The sequence below is a fragment of the Olsenella sp. An188 genome, assembly GCF_002160255.1.
Classification (GTDB): domain Bacteria; phylum Actinomycetota; class Coriobacteriia; order Coriobacteriales; family Atopobiaceae; genus Thermophilibacter; species Thermophilibacter avistercoris.
Window position 1 is genome coordinate 318339 of sequence record NZ_NFKF01000001.1, and the last position, 16199, is coordinate 334537.

The window sequence follows — 16199 nt, forward strand, 5'->3', positions numbered from 1 at the left end:
CGCCCTCCCACAAGACGCAGCCTCTTGACGCTTTGGCTCGAGAATTCGTCCGCAACCCGCACGTCCTCGAAGGGCTACTTCTCCGTACCGTCCTGCGTCGCCTGGCCGGCGGCGAGCATCTGCTCGAACATGCTCGCGGTCTGCGTGAAGTCGCTCGGGAGCACCACCGTCGAGGCCTTGCCCGTCTTGGCGAACTCCCCCATCATCTCGGTCCACTGCGTGAACATGAACAGCTGGTTGGCCTCCGAGTTGCCCACGCCCGTCTCCTGGATGGTCTCGAGCGACTCCTTGATGCCCGCGGCGATGGCCTTGCGCTGGTTGGCGATGCCCTCGCCGGCCTTCTCCATGGCCTCGGCCTCTGCCACGGCCTCGGTCACGCGGCGGATGCGGTCGGCCTCGGCGAGGTCCTGCGCGGCCGCCTTGGTGCGCTGGGCGGCGTTGATCTGGTTCATCGAGTCCTCGACCTCGGCGGGCAGCGCGATCTTGGTGATGAGCGTCGAGACGAGCGTGAAGCCGTAGGCGTCCATCTGCTCGGAGACGGTGGCGTTGACGTCCTTGGCGATGTCGTCCTTCTTGGCGAAGACCTCGTCGAGCGTGTAGACCGGGATCGACGAGCGCAGGGCGTCGGTGATGAAGTCGCGCATCTGCGCCACGGGCTGCTGGAGCATGTAGTAGCTCTTGTAGACGCCGGACTCCTGCGGGGAGTTGCCGCGCTCGTAGCTCACGTGGTACTGCGCGGAGATCTCGAGGCCGATGGTGACGTTGTCCTCGGTCTTGACGTCGATGTTGAAGCCGTTCTTCATCGTGCGCAGGCTGACCGTGGCCGCCTTGCGGTCCACGAACGGGATCTTGGCGTGGAAGCCCGCGCCGACGATCCTGTGGAACCTGCCGAGCCGCTCGATGATGACGGCGTGCTGCTGCTTGACGACGTAGAAGAGGTTTCCGGTCACGATCCCCACGACCAGGAAGATGACGAGCAGAAGCACGATGAAGCCAACGATTCCCTCGAACATGGGCGCTCCTTAGAACGGTCTGCGTCCGTCTAGCATAGCCGTACAGACCCCCCGGGGCTATACTGAAACCGACAGGCGTGCGTAAGGAAGGGGACCCCGTGTCTGCGCTGAGACTCTCCCGTGCAAGCGAATCCCAGGTCGACCCCTTCAACGCCGGGGAGCCCGAGCTGCCCTGGGACGACCCGGAGCCCCTGGAGGAGGGCGAGGGCGTCTCCTACGCCCCGCACGGGGACCCCGACGGCACGCCGCACAAGTCCGACGACAACTACCAGGCCCCCACGACGGGGGGACACTCCTACGACGCGCCCTCGACGCACGAGCCGCGGCGCCGCCGCAGGGCCGCTCGCCGTGCCGAGGCGCGCGAGGCCGAGGTGCGTGGAGTCGAGCCCCGCGGCCTCGAGGAGAGCCCCGTCTCGGGCACGTCCCGCCTCGCCGCACGCCTCCGCGCGGTCGTCGCCGTGGTCGTGACCATCTCGATCCTGGGCTCGCTCGCCTCGTTCGCCGGCGCGCTCCTGTCCGAGGGAGACGACGACCCCGCGGCGCCCTCCGGGCTCTCGGACGTCTCCTCGACGGTCTCCTCCGTCTCCTACCTCGTCAGCAACGGCGGCGACGACGGCCCCGCCGGGGACGAGGACGCCGGCGCCCTGGCCGCGCGCGAGGCGCTCGGCCGGCGGCTCGAGGAGCTTCTCGCCGACCCGTCCGGCGGAGAGGCGCACGAGCTCCTTGCCGGTTACCTCGACGACAAGCTCCTCTCGCTCACCGGCTACACGTGCTCCGAGCTCGGGGTCGACCCCGACGCGTGGGCCACGTCGACGCTCGAGCGCACGAGCTTCTCGCTTGACTCCGCCTACGTCTACGGCGACGAGGCGACCGCCTACGCCTACCTGAGCGCGCCCGACGCCAACGCCTTCGTCTGGGACTTCTACGGGTCCGTCTCTTCCTACCTCTCCGACAACGGGCTGTGGGGCGACTACGGCTACGGGGAGGTCGCCCTGCCCGACGAGGGCCAGCGCGCGCACCTGGCGTCCGCGTTCGACGAGGCCCTCGGGCGCTCCGAGGCCGGCGAGGGCACGCTCGTGAGCGCGTACCTCACCCGCGGCTCGGACGGGTGGGTCGTGGACGAGCAGGACCTGGCCTCCTCGCTCGAGTCCGCGCTGGGCGCCTACTAGGCCGCGCCCCGCCCCGTCCCGCCCGGCGAGAAGCGTACAATGTCGCCGGTACATCCGAGGGAAGGGGGCCTCATGGGCAGGGACGTCACGACGGGACCGTTCGCGGAGGCGCGCGGCAAGCTGGGCTTTGGCTGCATGCGGCTGCCGCTGGCCGATGACGGGGGCGTCGACGTCGCGTCGTTCTGCGAGCTGGTCGACGCGTTTCTCGACGGCGGCCTCAACTACTTCGACACCGCGCGCCCCTACCACTCCGGAGGCTCCGAGGGCGCGGTGGCGGCCGCCCTCTGCGCGCGCCACGACCGCTCCGAGTTCCTTCTCGCCGACAAGCTCTCCCCGGGCTCCTTCGAGCGTCGCGAGGACGTGCGGCCGCTCATCGAGGACCAGCTGCGCGCCTGCGGCGTCGACCACTTCGACTACTACCTCATGCACTCCCAGGGCATGGGCAACTACGGGAAGTACCGCGAGTGCGGCGCCTACGAGGAGGCCTTCGCGGCGCGCGGCGCCGGGCTCGTGCGGCACGTGGGGCTCTCCTTCCACAGCTCCGCCGCGTTTCTCGACAAGATCCTGACCGAGAACCCCGACGTCGAGTTCGTACAGCTCCAGCTCAACTACCTCGACTACGACTCGGGCGTCATCCAGGGGCGCGCCTGCCGCGAGGTAGCTGCCGCGCACGGCAAGCCCGTGATCGTGATGGAGCCGGTCAAGGGCGGCCGGCTCGTGAACCTGCCGCCCGAGGCCGCGTCCGTGCTCGCCGAGGCGGGGCCGGGCTCGGCGGCGAGCTGGGCGCTGCGCTTCGCCGCCGGCCTCCCCGGGGTCGAGATGGTGCTCTCGGGCATGGGGTCGATGGAGATGGTCCGCGACAACGTCGCGACGTTCAGCCCGCTCGAGCCGCTCGACGGGGCGGGGCTCGCCGCCGTGGAGCGCGTGGCCGAGATCCTGCGCGGGCAGAACACCGTGGGGTGCACCGCCTGCCGCTACTGCGTCGACGGCTGCCCCAAGAAGATCAACATCCCCGACGTCTTCTCCTGCCTCGACGCGCGCCGCGCCTACGGCGAGGGCTCGGCCGGCTTCTACTACCGCTCGGTCCACACCGGAAACGGGCACGGGCTGGCGTCCGAGTGCGTGGGCTGCGGCGCCTGCGAGCGGGCCTGCCCCCAGCACCTCCCGATCCGCGAGCTGCTGCGCGAGGTGGCGGCCGAGTTCGAGACGCAGGGCTAGGCGGCGCGGGGCGAGTGAATAGAGCCGCCCGCAACGGGGAACAAAACTTTGGTCAAACCATCCGCCCGAGCCGAGGAGGCCTCATGAGCGAGCTGAGCACCGAGAAGAACAACGCCTCCGGGCTGGGGATCCACACGGGGATCTTCCCCTCCGGCCAGGCCGGCCACGACCTGGTCCCCGCCGCCGACGGCCCGGCCCCCATCGAGGGGCGCCTCCGCAAGGCCCCGCTGCGCGTGCCGGACAACTACGAGGCGTGCAGCGGCTTCACGCTCTTCGGGCGCCGCATCCGCACCCTGCTCTACTCGACCGACGTCGCCGCCATCCGCAACTCCAACGCCGACGCCATCTTCGCCGTCTACCCCTTCACCGCGCAGCCCGCCATCACGCAGGCCCTGCTCACGGTGGCCGAGGCGCCCCTGTTCGTGGGCGTCGGCGGCGGCACCACGACGGGCCGGCGCGCGGCCGAGCTCGCCGCCGTCTCGGAGATGCAGGGCGCGGCCGGCGTCGTGCTCAACTCCCCCGCCACGCCCGAGATGGTGGCGCAGGTGGTCTCGACCGTGGACATCCCCGTCATCGCCACGATCACCCGCTTCGACAACGAGGCGGCCGAGAAGATCCAGGCGGGGGCGCGCATCGTCAACGTGGCGGCCGGGCGACGGACCGCCGAGGTCATCGCGGAGCTGCGCGCCGCCTTCCCCGCACTGCCGATCATCGCCACCGGAGGGCGCGACGACGCGAGCGCGGCGGCGACCGTCGCCGCCGGCGCCAACGCCCTCATCTGGGCCCCGCCGAGCGTCGTCGAGCTGCAGCGCGACATGATGGTCCGCTACCGCGAGAAGGCCGAGGCCGCCGCCGAGGCGGCGGGCGAGCAGGCGCCCGTTGCGACCGTGGTCCCCGACATCACCGACATGCCCGTCGCCGACGTGCCCACCGGGGTCGTGGAGAGCGTCCCCGCCGACGTCGAGGCCTCCGAGCAGATCGGCGAGGAGGACTTCGTGAGCCCCTACCGCGGCCGCCTGCCCCGCCTCACGTTCTTCAACCGCCGCAGCTGGTAGCGCTGGTCCGAGCCATGCGCACGCTTTTCTCGCCCTGCTGCTCTCCGACTTTGAGGGCTGACCCTCCCAAACCTACGAAATCCCTCCCAAACCGTAGGTCTGGGAGGGATTAAGCATCCTGAACCCTCCCAAACCTTCATTCTGGCGAGAAGAACGTAGTTTTTGGCAGGGCAACGCCCGGAGCACCCGCCCGGCGCGTCCCGACTGAGCTCAGCGCCTCAGCAGCGCGGGCCAGTCGATTGACGGCGCCTCTCCCGTGCTCGCGAGCGGCGAGCCCAGACGTGGCACGCCGTAGAGGTCGAGCTTGCGCACGAGCTCGCTCACGCACGCTGCCTCCTCAAACGTGAAGCGCACCACTGAGACGTCGTATGCCGTGATGAGCCCCTCGCGCTCTCGCTGGTCAACAAGGACCTGCCGCACCGACCTCCCCCCTGACAGACCGGAATCGAGTAGCTTCCTTTTGCCGTCGCACTCACCCACGATCACCCGCCCGTCCGCACGCACCCAGACGAAGTCCACCCGGAACCACCGGCCCGGACGCAGCGGGTCGGGAACCCATGCCTGCAGGTCGGGCAGCATGAATCCCTGCTCGATCATCACGGCGCGCGCGATGGACTCCCCTCCGCTCTCCGCGCGGGCGTCGGCCCATGCGAGCGTCCCTAGCGCGCGGTCGACGCCGTGGCACCTCCCCGCGCGTGCCTGCAGGTAGCTGACCAGCTCCTCCCTGCCACCCGAGGCATGCGCCACCGCATGGTCCGCCACGACCATGCCCTCCCGGAAGCTCAGCGACCGCATGCAGTCGAGCGTCGTGCGCGGCAACGGGGTCACCCTCACGCTCGACCGCACCACCGGTCGGTCCTCCGCGCAGTCGACGGCGTGCCAGGCGATTCGGTCAGAGCGGACGGACCAGCTGCTCCTTGGCGCCGCAACGTGCGTCTTTTCCAGCAGCCCCCAGGAGACGTCCGCCCCGTGCGCCAGCGCCGCCGAGACCCCGCAGAACACCCAGCCCGGATGGAGCCGCTGCAGCCCGCGCATGATCGCGAGCGCCCGGGCATCCGGCCTGAGCCCCTCCCACCAGCTCGCCCGCGCGTACATGCCACGCTCGGGCGAGACGATCCCTCCCGCCCCCATGCGACGACGCAGAGCGGCGCGCACGCGCTCCGTCTCTGGCACGAGGAGCGACCCCGCTCTCTGCGCGCCGTCAAGCATCGCGGATAGCTCGCCTTCCACCTTCTTGCTCATGGCACCACCCCCCATGGCGCGCATTGTCGGGCGAGCGCCACGCATGCGGGCGCGGGACATCTCTCGCACAACGCGACCCACGCCTAAAACACAGGTCCCCACCTGCCAAAGTACCCGACGGGACCATCTCCGTCAGATTCGTGGAAGATTCACTAACGGTCCTGTTTGGCCGGCGAGCGGTATGCGGGGATTGAAGCCGAACCTTGACCCTCCTAAAACCACGTTCTTCTCGTCAAAACGGTGGTTTGAGAGGGCTCAGAAAGCTTAAACCCTCCCAAACCTACGGTGTTGGCTTGATTTCGTAGGTTTAGGAGGGTCGGACGAGAAGGGCCTCGGAGGCGCCGGGCGCAGGGTCGTGAGGGTGGCCTCAGGCGTCGGGCTCGGGGTCGTCCGGGACGTACTCGAGGATGTCGCCGGGCTGGCAGTCGAGCGCGCGGCAGATGGCGTCGAGCGTCGAGAAGCGCACCGCGGAGATCTTGCCGCACTTGATGCGCGAGAGGTTGACCTCGGACAGGCCGATCGTCTCGGCGAGCTCCTTCGAGCGCATCTTGCGGTCCGCGAGCACGCGGTCGAGGCGCAGCACGATCACGTCGTCACCTCACAGCAGCTCGTCATCCTGCTTCTGCAGGATGCAGCCGTACTCGAACATCCGCGCGACGGCCACGAGCAGAAGGCCCGCGGCGCACAGCACGAAGTCCTCCCGCATGACCGGCAGCGACATCGAGTAGCTCAGCCCGAGCGATCGCGTGAGGCCGGTGACGACCGGCCACGCCACGTTGAGCACGAGCGGCGGCAGCACGCCCGCGAGAAGCAGCAGCCACCCGACGGCGCCGAGCTCTCGCGCGCGGCGAGGCGAGAAGACCTCGCCGGTGCGCCGGACGCGCCCGCACAGGAGCGCCGCCAGGGCGAACGCCGCGCCGCTGAGCCCCGCCGAGACCACGCCGCGGGCCGTCAGCTGCAGCGGGTTGCCGCGGAGCGAGACGGTGCCCGCGCCCGTCTGGGCCATCCCGACGACGTTGCCCTCGTCGTCGTGGCGGTACACCGGGTCCTGGGGCTCGGTCTCCGCCAGCACGAAGTCCCCGCTCGCCTCGCTCGTGGTGAGAAACGCCGTCGCGAGGTCGGTGCCACTCGCCTGGGCGGACGACCACGTGATCCACGCCGCCGCGAAGAGCGACCATGCCGCCAGGGCAAGCGCCAGCGTGGCGGCAACCCAGCAGAGCACGGACGCCACCCGGGCCGTGCCGCGGATGCGGCGGTCGGCCTCCCCGCGCGTGAGGACGTCCTCGCCGGTTCTTCTCGTCATCGCGATCGCCTCCGTCCTTCTCGCTTGCTCTTATCGAATATGTACCACTAATTAACGATTATCGTTAATTTAAGACGGACTTTCAGGCGAGCGGGGCACGAGGGGCCGCGAGCGTGCATAATGTACGGGACGCCATCGGACGCACGGGAGGGAGCAGCCGCATGAAGGAGCTTGAGGACCGCATTCGCCAGGACGGGATCGTGCGCGAGGGCAACGTCCTCAAGGTCGACAACTTCCTCAACCACCAGTGCGACGTGGCCCTCTACGATCACATGGGAGCCGAGTGGGCGCGCCTGTTCTCCGGCAAGCGCGTGGACAAGATCCTCACGATCGAGGCCTCAGGCATCGGCATCGCGTGCGTCGCGGCGACGCACTTCGGCGGCGTGCCCGTGGTCTTTGCGCGCAAGACCGAGTCCAAGAACATGGACGGCGACCAGTACCGCACCAACATCAGGAGCTACACCAAGGGCCGCGAGTACCAGGTCATCGTCGCAAAGCGCTTCCTCACGCCCGGCGAGCACGTGCTCGTCATCGACGACTTCATGGCCATGGGCTGCGCCATGAGGGGTCTGCTCGAGATCTGCGACGAGGCGGGCGTCATCGTGGAGGGCATCGGCATCGCCATCGAGAAGGGCTTCCAGCCCGGCGGCGCCGAGCTGCGCGAGCGCGGCTACCAGGTCGAGTCGCTCGCCATCGTGAAGTCCATGGACGCGGCGACCGGCGAGATCGAGTTCGCGTAAGCCCGCCCAGGAGGACCCGACGGCGGGAAATCCGCACCTGAAGGGTCAGCTTTGAGCCCGCCTTTTGGTTGTCAGCGGTTTTTTCGAGAGACCTAAAGTACTACTTCATAGATAGCATTTTTCTACCTGCGGTTTTTCCGAGCCGACCACCGCGCATACTCAGGGGTACCCGCAAAAACCGCTGACAATCGTTTTGACGGTCACCTCACCCCCCAGGGAGGGCCGGCTCCCCTCGTCCCTCAACTCCGCCCTCTTGCAAAAAACCTGTTGACATGTGAGCGCCCGCTCATATAATGAGTGTCGACAAGAACATGTGAGCATTTGTTCATTTGTTCAGGAGGATAGGCCGGGCAGGGGCCCGTCGACGGGAGGCAGCACATGGCAGAGGAGATCGCCATCGGGGAGACGCCGTCGGAGATGCCGGACGAGGAGCTGCTCTACGACCTCGCCGACCTCTTCAAGGTGTTCAGCGACACCACGCGCATCAAGATCCTCTTCGCCCTCATGGGCAGGGAGCTCTGCGTGGCCGACATCGCGGAGGAGACCGGCACCACCCAGAGCGCCGTCTCCCACCAGCTGCGCACGCTCAAGCAGTCGCACCTCGTGAAGTTCCAGCGAGACGGCCGAAACGTGCTCTACTCGCTCGCGGACGACCACGTCTACACGATGCTCAACCAGGGCATGAGCCACATCTGCGAGTAGCCGAGAAGAACGGGGCGAGAAGAACCTCCCCCAGAAGGGACCAACCATGCGCAAGTCATTCAGGCTCGACGAGATCGACTGCGCCAACTGCGCGCTCAAGCTCCAGGACGCGCTCGCCCAGCTCGAGGGCGTCGAGTCCGTCTCCGTCAACTTCCTGACCCAGAAGCTCACGCTGACGGCCGCCGACGACCGCTTCGACGCGGTGCTCGACCAGGTCGTGAAGACCGCGGCCCGGATCGAGCCCGACTGCGAGATTGTCCGCTAACCGCTAGGAGTCACCGTGAACAAGAAGCAGCGCAGGTGGCGCAACAGAATCGTCGCCGCCATCGTCATCTTTGCCGCGATCATGGCCGTGGACGAGGCCGGGCTTCTCGCCAGCGCCTTCGGCCCCACGGGCAGCGTCTACGCGGCCTTCGCCCTCTACCTCATCCCGTACCTCGTCGCAGGCTACGACGTGCTCGCCAAGGCGGCGCGCAACATCCGTGCCGGCGAGGCCTTCGACGAGTGCTTCCTCATGACCGTCGCCACGATCGGCGCCTTTGCGATGGTCGCCTTCCCGGACACCGACCCCCACATGGCCGAGGGCGCGGCCGTCATGCTCTTCTACCAGGTCGGCGAGCTCTTCCAGAGCTACGCGGTGGGCCAGAGCCGCAAGTCCATCGCGCAGATGATGGACATCGCCCCGGAGTACGCCAACGTCGAGCGGGACGGCGAGCTCGTCCAGGTGGACCCGGCCGAGGTGGCCGTGGGCACCGTCGTGGTGGTCAAGCCCGGCGAGCGCGTGCCGCTCGACGGCGTGGTCTGCGACGGGACCTCCCAGCTCGACACCGCCGCGCTCACCGGCGAGTCCGTCCCGCGGCACGTTGAGGGCGGCTCCGAGGTGGTCTCCGGCTGCGTCAACATGACCGGCCTTTTGCACGTGCGCACCACCAAGCCCTACGGCGAGTCCACCGTCGCCCGCATCCTCGAGCTCGTGGAGAACGCCAGCGAGAAGAAGGCGCGCACGGAGAACTTCATCACCCGCTTCGCGCGCGTCTACACGCCGATCGTGGTGTTCGCGGCGCTCGCGCTGGCCGTGGTGCCGCCGCTCGCGGGCATGGGCGCGTGGTCCGACTGGATCCTGCGCGGCCTCACGTTCCTGGTCGTGAGCTGCCCGTGCGCGCTCGTGATCAGCGTGCCGCTCAGCTTCTTCGGCGGCATCGGCGGGGCGTCGCGGCTCGGCATCCTCGTGAAGGGCTCCAACTACCTGGAGCTTCTCGCCAAGGTCGACACCGTGGTCTTTGACAAGACGGGCACCCTCACCTCAGGCACCTTCAGCGTGGTGGCCATCCACCCCGAGGCCGGCGTCGAGGCCGACTACGTGCTCTCCTGCGCCGCGCACGCCGAGGCGTTCTCCGACCACCCGATCGCCGTCTCCGTGCGCGAGGCCTACTCCGGAAGGATCGACCGCGAGCGCATCCGAGAGGTGCGCGAGGAGTCGGGCCACGGCGTCTCTGCCCAGGTGGACGAGCACGTGGTGCTCGTGGGCAACGACCGCCTCATGGAGGAGCACGGCGCGAGCTGGCACGACTGCGACCTCACGGGCACGGTCCTGCACGTCAGCGTCGACGGCGCGTACGTGGGCCACATCGTGATCGCCGACGTGGTCAAGGACGACGCCGAGGCCACGATCCGTGAGCTTCACGAGGCCGGCGTGCGTCGCTGCGTGATGCTCACCGGCGACCGCGCCGACGTCGCAGAGGCCGTCGGCGGGCGCCTGGGCCTCGACGAGGTGCGCGCGCAGCTGCTCCCGCAGGACAAGGTCGCCGAGGTCGAGCGCCTGCTGGCCGAGGAGCCGTCCGGGGCGCACCTCGCCTTCGTGGGCGACGGCATCAACGACGCGCCGGTCCTGACCCGCGCTGACGTGGGCATCGCCATGGGCGCGATGGGCTCCGACGCCGCCATAGAGGCCGCCGACGTCGTCCTCATGGACGACAGGCCCTCCAAGATCGCCTCGGCTATGCGCGTGGCGAGAAAGACCATGCGCATCGTGTGGGAAAACATCGTCTTCGCCATCGGCGTGAAGGTGCTCATCCTCGCGCTCGCGGCGCTGGGCCTGGCCAACATGTGGCTCGCCGTCTTCGGCGACGTGGGCGTGGCGGTCATCGCGATCCTGAACGCCATGCGCGCCATGCGCGTGGAGCGCTAGCGGCTCGCGCCCGACGAGAAGCCCCCAGTCGCGAGCGCGCCGGCGGCGGCAGCTGGTTCAGCCGAGAGCGCGCCCCCTGCCAACTCCCTGCCACGAAACGGCCGCGATTGGGTGGTTGGGCGCTACCGCGTCAAGCGGGGAGCCCCCTTTGCCCCAAACCCCTCGCGGTTGGGTGGCATCCTTGATGCGAGGGGGCCTCCGGACACCCAATCGACACCGTTTCGCGGCCGCGTCCTTCTCGCCACCAGCGCTTTTATCGGCGAGAAGGACGCGAGACATCAAGGATGCCACCCAATCGCAGCCACTTCGCGCGGGACCGGAGACCGGCTGGGCAAGGTGGGCGGCCCCCTCGTCAAGTCACGCAAGGCCCGAGCCAAACGCACGCCTTGGGCGGCCGTTCCGTGCGCGCGACTCGGCGCAACCCCGCACTTCTCGCCAGGCCCGAGCCAAACGCACGCCTTGGGCGGCCGTTCCGTGCGCGCGACTCGGAGCAACCCCGCACTTCTCGCCAGGCCCGAGCCAAACGCACGGACCCGGCCTGGAAACCGTGCGCCCGGCTCGGAGCGCGCGGCGAGAAGAGCGCCCTACCGCGAGGTCGGCCTGCCGCTCTCGGCGCGCTCCTCGCGCGCGAGGCGGCTGCGCAGCTCGGCCAGGCCGCCCTCGAGCCCCACGGGGTAGGTCTGGGGGTTGAGGAAGCGGGCCACCGCGGGGTCGAGCCTCATGAGGGCGTCCTTGCAGCGCTCGCGCGCCGCCTCGATCCCCTCCGGCTCGCCGACGCGCCCGCCGTGCTCGACCATGGCCACGAGCAGCTCCTCCGGCTCGCCGGAGAGGCGGTGCGTGACGTAGGGGTCGAGGATGTCCACCATCTCGCGCGCGACCCCGGGCCGCGCCACCTCGTCGACGACGAGCATGTCCGCCTCGGGGCGCCCGGCCGGGTCGTAGTAGCGCAGGACGTGCTGGACGCCGGGGACGGTGCGCTTGTAGGACTGCTCGGAGAGCTTGATGACGGGCGTCCAGGGCTCGTCCGCGCCGCGGCGGATGGCGGAGAGCTTGTAGACCCCGCCGAGCGAGGGCTGCGGGTCGCAGGTGGCGAGCTTGGTACCCACGCCGAAGGAGTCAATCGGCGCGCCCTGCGCGAAGAGCGACTGGATGGTGTACTCGTCGAGGTCGTTGGAGACCGAGATCTTGACGTAGGGGAGTCCCGCCTCGTCGAAGGCGGCGCGCGCCTCCTTGGAGAGCCTCGCCAGGTCGCCGGAGTCCAGGCGGACCGCCGAGAGCCTCTCGCCGCCTTCCTCCATCTCCTTGGCCACCGTGATGGCGTTTCTGATGCCCTGGTGCACGTCGTAGGTGTCGAGCAGCAGCGTGCAGTTCTTGGGGCTCGACGCGGCGAAGGCGCGGAAGGCCTCGAGCTCGCTCGGGAAGGCCATGACCCACGAGTGGGCGTGGGTGCCGAAGACGGGGATCCCGTAGATCTTGCCCGCCAGCACGTTGGAGGTCGAGCTCGCTCCGGCTATGTAGGAGGCGCGCGCGACCGCGAGGCCGCCGTCGGGCCCCTGGGCGCGGCGCAGACCGAAGTCGGACACCGGGTGCCCCTCGGCCGCGCGCACCACGCGCGCGGTCTTGGTCGCCACGAGCGTCTGGAAGTTCACGAGGTTGAGCAGGGCCGTCTCGATGAGCTGGCAGTCGATGACGGGCCCCTCGACGCGCACCATGGGCTCCCGGCCAAAGATCACCTGTCCCTCGGGGACGGCGTGGATGGTGAGGTCGAGCCGGTGGTCGCGCAGGTACTCCAGGAACCCCGGCTTGAACATCGGGCCGCCCCCGGGCGCCTGCACGCTCGAGAGGAAGGCGATGTCGTCGTCCTCGAAGACGAAGTTCTCCACCAGGTCGGCGATCTGGCCGGTACCGCAGCACACCGCGTAGCCGCCGTCGAAGGGGCAGTCGCGGAAGAACGCGTTGAAGCAGGCCTGCGCGTCGGCGAGCCCCGCCTCCCAGAACCCCTGGGCCATCGTGAGCTCGTAGAGGTCGGTGTTGAGGCACACGTCCGTGGGCTTGGTGCGGTCGGTGAGTGACATCGCGCCCTCCTATCCGAGGACCGTCGCGGCGACAAAGACCACGATGGCCACCGCCACGACGAGGATGACGACCTTCTGGCCGAGCGGCATCCTGAGGTCGTCCTCGTCGGGCTCCATCAGCTTGCGGCCCCGCTCCCGCGCGGCGGCCTCGCGCGCGATCTGGTCGCGCTCCGCCTCGCTGCGGGCCCTCTGCGCGCGCAGGCGCTCGAGCTCCGCGCGCTCGGCCGCGTCGCGGCTCGCCTGCTCGCGGGCTTCCTTCTCGGCGCGCAGCTGCTCGAGCTCGGCGCGCTCCTCGTCGGTGAGGCCTGCGTTGTCTGCCATGGGTCCTCCGTTTGCGTGAGTGGGCAGTGCCTAGATGGTATACCTTTTCGGGCGCGAGGCGCCGCTCTCGAGCTCGGGGCCCTCGACGCCCGTCGCGTCGAAGGCGGGCACGAAGCTCTCCGAGACCGTGCCCCCCTCCTGCCACCAGATTCGCTCGAAGCCCAGGTCGTCGGCATGGCAGAGCACGATCTCGTACTCCTCGTCCGTGACGGCGCGCGCGAGCTCGCCGCCCGCGCGGCGGCAGCGCTCGTTGGGGGTGTACTGGTTCATCACCGAGAGGTCGACCTCGTTTCCGGCAAGCTCCCACACGCGGTCGAGCACGGCGCAGGAGTCGTCCGCGTGCCCGGGCAGCACGAGGTGGCGCACGATGACGCCCCTGAGCATCCTGCCGTCCTCGCCAAGCGCGGACCCTCCCCTGGCGCGCACCCCCTCGACCATGGCGAGAAGCGCCTCGGAGGCGACCTCGGGGTAGTCCGGCGCGCCCGAGAGCTCCCCGGCGAGCGCGGGGCTCGCGTACTTGAAGTCGGTGAGCCACGCGTCCACGACGTCGGCCAGCTCGCGCACCACCTCGGCGCGCTCGTATCCGGAGGTGTTGCACACCACCGGAATCCCCAGGCCCGCGTCGCGGGCGAGAAGGACCGCCTCGCGCACGTGGGGCGCAAAGTGCAGCGGCGTCACGAGGTTGACGTTGAGGGCGCCGGCCGCCTGGAGCTCGAGCATCATCTCGGCGAGGCGCGCGGTCGTGACGACGAGGCCAAAGCCCCCGGACGAGATCTCGTGGTTCTGGCAGAAGACGCAGCCGAGCGGGCAGCCCGAGAAGAAGATCGCCCCCGAGCCCGCGTCGCCAGAGACGGGGGGCTCCTCCCAGAAGTGCAGGGCCGAGCGCGCGACCCTGAGCTCGGCGTCCATGCCGCAGCGCCCACGCCTTCCCGCGGAGCGAGCGACCCCGCAGCGGCGCGGGCAGAGCTCGCAGGCGTCGTAGGCCCCGGGACGGACGAGCGTGCCGGCGCCGCTCACGGGCGCCTCCCGGGACGGAAGTGCCGCTCGTGCTCGTGGATCTTCTCGGCCTCCTCCTCGAAGGCGTCGTCGGCCGGCGTCACGAGCTCGTCGGTGCCCGTGCGCGGGTCGTAGTGGTGCAGCAGCACCGGCTCGAAGAGGTGCAGGTGCCGCGCGAAGAGCATGGAGACGCCGAGCAGCACGCAGAAGATCACGATGCGCGGCATGGTGTCGACCTGGGTCATCACGAGCGAGCCCGCGCACAGAAGCCCCGTCCACGCGTACATGAGCAGGACGGCCTGCCGCTGGTCGAAGCCCTCCTCCATGAGGCGGTGGTGGATGTGGCCGCGGTCGGCGTGGCCGATGCTCACGTGGCCGCGCAGCCTCCGCACGATGGCCGAGAAGGTGTCGATGATCGGAACGGCGGCGATGACGAGCGGCACGATGATCGTCGTGAGGCCCGCGACGCGCGTCACGGAGAGCAGCGAGATGGAGCCGAGGGCGAAGCCGAGCGTGAGCGCCCCGGAGTCGCCCATGAAGATGGACGCCGGGTGGAAGTTGTAGCGCAGAAAGCCCAGGGAGGCCCCCACGACGGCCACGGCCAGCACCGCCGCGTCGAGGCGGCCGGCGAGCACGGAGTGGACGAACATGGTGGCGCCCGCGATGGCCGAGATCCCGGCGGCCAGGCCGTCGAGGCCGTCGATGAGGTTGATGATGTTGGTGTAGGCCACAAGGTAGAGCACCGTGATCGGGTACGCGAGCCAGCCGAGGCTCAGGAAGCCGGGGGCGAACGGGTTGGAGATGTCCCCGATGACGAGCCCGCCCGCGACCGCGAGCGTGGCCGCCAGCACCTGGCCCGCGAGCTTCTGGAGCGGCTTGAGCGAGTAGCGGTCGTCGAGCAGCCCCGTGAAGAAGATGACGAGAAACGCCAGCACGAGCAGCCAGTAGTCGACCTGGAGCTTGGGCGAGGGCACGAGAACCGCGGGCCAGCGGAGGTAGGTGGTCCCGAGGTACTGGACCACGAACGCGGCGACGATGCCGCAGAAGATGGCGATCCCCCCCATGCGCGGGATGGGCTTGCGGTTGATGCGGCGCTTGTTGGGGTAGTCGACGGCGTCGACGGCGACGGCGATCCTTCGCGCGAGCGGGGTCGTTGCCAGGGTGGTGACGAGCGCCGCGGCAAAGAGGCACAGGTATGCAGTCCAGTGCGAAGCCACCTCGTCCGTCCCCGTTCTTCTCGCCAAAGCATTGTCCTGCCCATGATAGCGGAAGAGGGGCCGGACATGCTGAAGGCTCCTTGGGGTCGTGGAGCGGGCGCGTGGGGCGCACGCCTATACCAACTCTTGCCGAGAACGAAGCCCAAGTCAAGACTGGTTTCTTTGCGTGGGTGCTCTATAGTTGAGGTGTCGTTCCCCTGCGGGCAAACTGGGTGAACCGACAAGCGTTACTTGGGAGTCCGATATCTCGTGTTCAGTACGGAGATTCCCCGTTGATGGGAAAGCCGGAACGCGCGATGGGGACACCCACCTTATGAGAGGTGGGTTCATTGACGCACCGCAGGGGACGGCTTTTTTGTGCCGCGAGCCACGCCGCCGGCGCTTCTCGCCGCTCTCGCCTCCTCATCCCTCGCCCCTCTCGCCCGCAGGCGTCCCCTCTCGACCGCATGTGGCCCTTCTCGACCGCAGGCGGGTTTGATTGAGAAGTTTTACGTTCAAACGCTCATAAGCGGTCTCGCGCGACCCCGCGCGTCTCCCGGCCTCCCCCTTTCGCCCAAAACCCGCGGCGATTGGGCGGCATGTTTGATGCACTCGCGCCCGCCAGGGGCGTCACGTGGCGAGAAGGACGAGCCGCCCCGGCGTTTTGCCAGCTCAGGGGACGTCAGGACACCCGGCGTAACGTGCAGGACCGGTCGGGACATAAAGGATGGCACCCAATCGCGCCGCTTTTCGGCGGGAGGCGCCTCGCGCCCACGGGCCGCCGCGACGGGCGGCACCTCCCGTCGCACAAAAAAATCGGACGCCCTCCGCGGAAGGCGTCCGACAACACGTTCTATGGTGGAGACGAGGGGATTCGAACCCCCGGCCTCTGCCTTGCGAAGGCAGCGCTCTCCCAGCTGAGCTACGTCCCCAGGCGCATCGCGCGTTGGCTATTGTGGCAGCACCGCGACCGGCTGTCAA

General features: G+C 69.2%; 15 protein-coding genes and 1 tRNA gene. 7 read left to right on the forward strand and 9 right to left on the reverse strand.

Annotated elements, in window-relative coordinates; translation table 11 throughout:
- Window positions 1–74: 74 nt before the first annotated feature.
- On the reverse strand, window positions 75–1013 hold the full coding sequence (locus B5F23_RS01445) for an SPFH domain-containing protein (protein WP_087350781.1): 939 nt from the start codon (window positions 1011–1013) through the stop codon (window positions 75–77).
- 98 nt (window positions 1014–1111) lie between these two features.
- Between B5F23_RS01445 and B5F23_RS01450 the strand changes: the two genes are divergently transcribed.
- From B5F23_RS01450 to B5F23_RS01460, 3 genes are all read left to right on the forward strand, one after another.
- Window positions 1112–2182, forward strand: a complete 1071-nt coding sequence (locus B5F23_RS01450; RefSeq protein ID WP_087350786.1) for a hypothetical protein — start codon at window positions 1112–1114, stop codon at window positions 2180–2182.
- A 72-nt stretch (window positions 2183–2254) separates the two neighbouring features.
- Window positions 2255–3400: an aldo/keto reductase gene (locus tag B5F23_RS01455; protein WP_087350789.1), complete on the forward strand. Its 1146-nt coding sequence runs from the start codon at window positions 2255–2257 to the stop codon at window positions 3398–3400.
- Between the two features lie 83 nt (window positions 3401–3483).
- A complete protein-coding gene (locus tag B5F23_RS01460; RefSeq protein WP_206392176.1) occupies window positions 3484–4455 on the forward strand; it encodes a hypothetical protein in 972 nt (323 codons plus the stop codon).
- Between the two features lie 210 nt (window positions 4456–4665).
- Here B5F23_RS01460 and B5F23_RS01465 read toward each other — a convergent pair whose 3' ends face one another.
- The 3 genes from B5F23_RS01465 to B5F23_RS01475 form a co-directional block, all read right to left on the reverse strand.
- Window positions 4666–5697, reverse strand: coding sequence for a hypothetical protein (locus B5F23_RS01465; RefSeq protein ID WP_143786332.1), 1032 nt, complete (start codon window positions 5695–5697; stop codon window positions 4666–4668).
- Window positions 5698–6064: 367 nt separating this feature from the next.
- Complete coding sequence (locus tag B5F23_RS01470; RefSeq protein WP_087350795.1) at window positions 6065–6286, reverse strand: helix-turn-helix domain-containing protein; 222 nt, start codon at window positions 6284–6286, stop codon at window positions 6065–6067.
- Between the two features lie 9 nt (window positions 6287–6295).
- Window positions 6296–7000 (reverse strand): DUF2975 domain-containing protein, encoded by a 705-nt coding sequence (locus B5F23_RS01475; RefSeq protein WP_087350797.1) that lies wholly within the window; start codon window positions 6998–7000, stop codon window positions 6296–6298.
- Between the two features lie 161 nt (window positions 7001–7161).
- Here B5F23_RS01475 and B5F23_RS01480 point away from each other — a divergent pair, with 161 nt between their 5' ends.
- The 4 genes from B5F23_RS01480 (at window position 7162) to B5F23_RS01495 (ending at window position 10630) form a co-directional block, all read left to right on the forward strand.
- The gene (locus tag B5F23_RS01480) at window positions 7162–7740 is read left to right on the forward strand and encodes a xanthine phosphoribosyltransferase (RefSeq protein WP_087350800.1); all 579 of its coding nucleotides are present in this window, start codon (window positions 7162–7164) and stop codon (window positions 7738–7740) included.
- 378 nt (window positions 7741–8118) lie between these two features.
- Window positions 8119–8442 (forward strand): ArsR/SmtB family transcription factor, encoded by a 324-nt coding sequence (locus B5F23_RS01485; protein WP_087350803.1) that lies wholly within the window; start codon window positions 8119–8121, stop codon window positions 8440–8442.
- A 46-nt stretch (window positions 8443–8488) separates the two neighbouring features.
- Window positions 8489–8707, forward strand: coding sequence for a cation transporter (locus tag B5F23_RS01490; RefSeq protein ID WP_087350807.1), 219 nt, complete (start codon window positions 8489–8491; stop codon window positions 8705–8707).
- A 15-nt stretch (window positions 8708–8722) separates the two neighbouring features.
- Entirely contained in the window at window positions 8723–10630 is a 1908-nt protein-coding gene (locus tag B5F23_RS01495; RefSeq protein ID WP_087350809.1) for a heavy metal translocating P-type ATPase, read from the forward strand.
- Between the two features lie 584 nt (window positions 10631–11214).
- Here the strand turns inward: B5F23_RS01495 and B5F23_RS01500 are convergent.
- From B5F23_RS01500 to B5F23_RS01520, 5 genes are all read right to left on the reverse strand, one after another.
- Window positions 11215–12705: a nicotinate phosphoribosyltransferase gene (locus B5F23_RS01500; RefSeq protein WP_087350812.1), complete on the reverse strand. Its 1491-nt coding sequence runs from the start codon at window positions 12703–12705 to the stop codon at window positions 11215–11217.
- A gap of 9 nt (window positions 12706–12714) precedes the next feature.
- Window positions 12715–13026, reverse strand: coding sequence for a hypothetical protein (locus B5F23_RS01505; protein ID WP_087350815.1), 312 nt, complete (start codon window positions 13024–13026; stop codon window positions 12715–12717).
- A gap of 30 nt (window positions 13027–13056) precedes the next feature.
- Entirely contained in the window at window positions 13057–14043 is a 987-nt protein-coding gene (locus B5F23_RS01510) for a radical SAM protein (protein WP_241145763.1), read from the reverse strand.
- On the reverse strand, window positions 14040–15239 hold the full coding sequence (locus tag B5F23_RS01515; RefSeq protein ID WP_087350817.1) for a glycosyltransferase family 4 protein: 1200 nt from the start codon (window positions 15237–15239) through the stop codon (window positions 14040–14042). The genes B5F23_RS01510 and B5F23_RS01515 overlap by 4 nt, the downstream gene beginning before the upstream one ends.
- Window positions 15240–16074: 835 nt before the next feature.
- Window positions 16075–16150: transfer RNA gene (locus B5F23_RS01520), tRNA-Ala, on the reverse strand.
- Between the last annotated feature and the right edge of the window lie 49 nt (window positions 16151–16199).

Bases quoted from the DNA above. Each gene is read 5' to 3' on its own strand.
- B5F23_RS01485 (WP_087350803.1), top strand. From the start codon at position 8,119: ATGGCAGAGGAGATCGCCATCGGGGAGACGCCGTCGGAGATGCCGGAC.
- B5F23_RS01505 (WP_087350815.1), bottom strand. From the start codon at position 13,026: ATGGCAGACAACGCAGGCCTCACCGACGAGGAGCGCGCCGAGCTCGAG.
- B5F23_RS01475 (WP_087350797.1), bottom strand. From the start codon at position 7,000: ATGACGAGAAGAACCGGCGAGGACGTCCTCACGCGCGGGGAGGCCGAC.
- B5F23_RS01445 (WP_087350781.1), bottom strand. From the start codon at position 1,013: ATGTTCGAGGGAATCGTTGGCTTCATCGTGCTTCTGCTCGTCATCTTC.
- B5F23_RS01465 (WP_143786332.1), bottom strand. From the start codon at position 5,697: ATGAGCAAGAAGGTGGAAGGCGAGCTATCCGCGATGCTTGACGGCGCG.
- B5F23_RS01490 (WP_087350807.1), top strand. From the start codon at position 8,489: ATGCGCAAGTCATTCAGGCTCGACGAGATCGACTGCGCCAACTGCGCG.
- B5F23_RS01480 (WP_087350800.1), top strand. From the start codon at position 7,162: ATGAAGGAGCTTGAGGACCGCATTCGCCAGGACGGGATCGTGCGCGAG.
- B5F23_RS01500 (WP_087350812.1), bottom strand. From the start codon at position 12,705: ATGTCACTCACCGACCGCACCAAGCCCACGGACGTGTGCCTCAACACC.
- B5F23_RS01460 (WP_206392176.1), top strand. From the start codon at position 3,484: ATGAGCGAGCTGAGCACCGAGAAGAACAACGCCTCCGGGCTGGGGATC.
- B5F23_RS01455 (WP_087350789.1), top strand. From the start codon at position 2,255: ATGGGCAGGGACGTCACGACGGGACCGTTCGCGGAGGCGCGCGGCAAG.